This window comes from Gordonibacter sp., assembly GCF_036667095.1.
In the GTDB taxonomy this organism is placed as follows: Bacteria; Actinomycetota; Coriobacteriia; order Coriobacteriales; family Eggerthellaceae; genus Gordonibacter.
Genome location: NZ_JAVWUP010000279.1, coordinates 1 through 2616, shown reverse-complemented (window position 1 = coordinate 2616; position 2616 = coordinate 1). Strand labels below are relative to the sequence as shown.

At 51.9% G+C, this 2616-nt stretch carries 4 protein-coding genes; all 4 read left to right on the top strand.

All coding sequences use genetic code 11. The features are described from left to right. Nucleotides 1–581: site-specific integrase (locus RR842_RS13660; RefSeq protein WP_332730137.1), on the top strand; the 581-nt coding region annotated here is incomplete at its 5' end. After that, nucleotides 582–902 carry a hypothetical protein gene (locus tag RR842_RS13655; protein ID WP_332730136.1) on the top strand — a complete coding sequence of 107 codons (321 nt, stop codon included), beginning with the start codon at nt 582–584 and terminating at the stop codon, nt 900–902. It abuts the gene before it with no gap. A 313-nt stretch (nt 903–1215) separates the two neighbouring features. Next, a complete protein-coding gene (locus tag RR842_RS13650; RefSeq protein ID WP_332730135.1) occupies nt 1216–2271 on the top strand; it encodes a plasmid recombination protein in 1056 nt (351 codons plus the stop codon). Nucleotides 2272–2401: 130 nt separating this feature from the next. Beyond that, on the top strand, nt 2402–2616 hold a 215-nt coding region (locus RR842_RS13645), incomplete at its 3' end, for a hypothetical protein (RefSeq protein WP_332730134.1).

The window sequence follows — 2616 nt, the reverse complement described above, 5'->3', positions numbered from 1 at the left end:
TGCTCTTCTGGACGAAGGATGAGTACTTCAAGTTCGCCGATGCGATGATGGACAAGCCCGTGTCCTACTACGCCTTCGAGGTCTTGTACTGGTGCGGGCTTCGGTTGGGCGAACTGTTCGCACTCACTCCCTCTGACTTCGACTTCGTGAAGGAAACGATCTCGGTCACCAAGTCTTACCAACGCCTCAAAGGCGAGGATGTCATCACCGCGCCCAAGACCCCGAAGAGCGTGAGGGTCATACAGATGCCGCATGTGGTCACCCAAGAGATTCAGGAGTACCTGGGGATGCTCTACGGCATCCAGGACGATGACCGTATCTTCCAGATAAGCAAGAGCTATCTCCACCACGAGATGGACAGAGGTAGCAAGGCCGCAGGTGTGAAGCGAATTCGCGTCCATGACATCCGCCATAGCCACGTGTCCCTCTTAATCGAAATGGGGTTCTCGGCGCTCGCCATTGCTGCCCGTGTCGGCCATGAGAGCATCGACATCACCTACCGCTACGCTCACCTCTTCCCCTCAACCCAATTAGAAATGGCAGACAAGCTCAACGACGAGCGCAAAGAAGGAGGCTTTTAGATGACGGCAAAATCAACTGATGCGAAAGGCAGATGGCGCTCGCTTGCGGTGGCATTCCGTATGTCACCGGAGGAGAATGCCGACCTCGATATCCGGGTGAAGCTATCGGGTCTGACGAAGCAGGAATACTTCCTGCGCCGGATAACCGAGCGGGAAGTCGTCGTGCAGCCCAACCCCCGCGTATACAAAGCGCTCCGCAATCAGATGGAAGACATCCTTGAAGAACTGCGGCGTCTCGAAACAGCGGGTGAAGCAACAGACGTGCTCCTCGCTGTTCTTCGGCTGGTAGCCGAGACGATGAGCGGCATGAAGGACGAGTAGCGATGCCGACAATACCGACAACCACCCCCAAAGCCGCGTGTAAGCCCCGCAGGGCGCATTGCACTTCTGATACGCAGTGTCAGAAGTGCTTTTGCGTTACTTTTGACAAAAGTAACAAAACCATTGGCTTCGCCAACTACCTTCCGAAAAGAGGAAAATGATAGCGATAATGGCGAGAACGATCAGCGTCATGGTAGGCAAAGGCTCCGTAAAACACAACAGCCGAGCCTTCCATGCCGCAAACACCGACCCTGAGCGCTCCCACCTCAACCGCTGATACTCAAACGAGTAAACCCGGCAGTTAACCCACACCGTGGGCGGCGATGCGCTGGCCCCCTACAACCACAACCACACCCCACACGACCGGGTGATCGCCGACTACTACGAAAAGATTCGCTCCGGGAAGCAAGAGAAGCCTTTCCATGAGATCATATTGCAGATCGGCAACTGCTATGACACGGCTGCTGATTCTTTGGACGGCGAACTTGCACGGGCAGTGCTTGATGAGTACATGTGCGCATTTCCGCAGAGGAACCCGAACATGAGGGTGTTCTCCGCACACCTACACATGGATGAGGCCACCCCACACCTACACATCGACTTCGTGCCATTCACCACCGGCAGCAAGCGCGGTCTTGACACCAGGGTATCCCTCAAATCGGCTCTTGCCGAACAGGGCTTCACGGGCGGCACCAGAGCAGAAACTGAATGGGCGCAGTGGGTGACTTCCGAAAAGGAACAACTTGCTACTGTCATGGAGCGCTACGGTATTCAGTGGCTACAAAAGGGAACGCATGAGAAACACCTGTCTGTTCTGGACTTCGAGAAGAAGATGCGTATCGAAGAAGTGGAATCACTTGAAGCAACGATAGACGATCTCGTTGCAGAGGTGAAGGATACGCAAAAGTCAGCCGATGACGTACAAGCAAAACTGGGTGACTTGCAAGAACGCGAGAACCTGATCGACCTGAGGACAGGAAAGTATGATACCGCACCCGAGTGGCAGTTGCCCGAACCGACAAGGCTGATGAGTGCCACTGCCTACAAGACCAAGATAGTCGAGCCGTTCGTCAGGAAGCTGAAAGGCGTTATCGGCAGCATCGTCGCCCAGTACCTTGAATTAAGGTCAACGGTGGACGGCCTGAGAAGCCGTCTGTCCCGCGAGATTTCCAGCAATGAAAGGCTAATGGACAAAATCACCGAAGAACGTCAAGCAAACACCAGGCTCTCCGAGATTGCCAAAGACTACAAGCGGGTACGGAGCGTACTTGGTGACGAACGAACAGAAAGCATTGTGGCTCAGGCGAAAGCAGACGAGCAATCACGTAAACGTCCTATACGTTCCAGGATTGATGAAAGAGGCAGATAGTAGCCAGTTTATTTAATCACCGTGAGAATGCGTGTGGTATATAATGATCAAGGTTTTTGAATTACGGCCTCAACCGCGAAGCATATTAACGAATTTACCTTTATATCGAACCGTCCACAAAGGATATTTTATGATTAAACTAGAGGACTTTATTTTAGTTCCAGATGTAAATAAAACCAAGGTGAAATTTAATATGAACGCTGGTGATCCAAACAAACGAGCTTGGGATTTACTTTTAGATGATGATCCTGAATGGGTTGTCATGAATAGCTGGAAAACAAAGCAGACAAATAATAATTTGGGCAATGCTGATTATCTCATCGCCTTGGCTCAATATTACCCTTA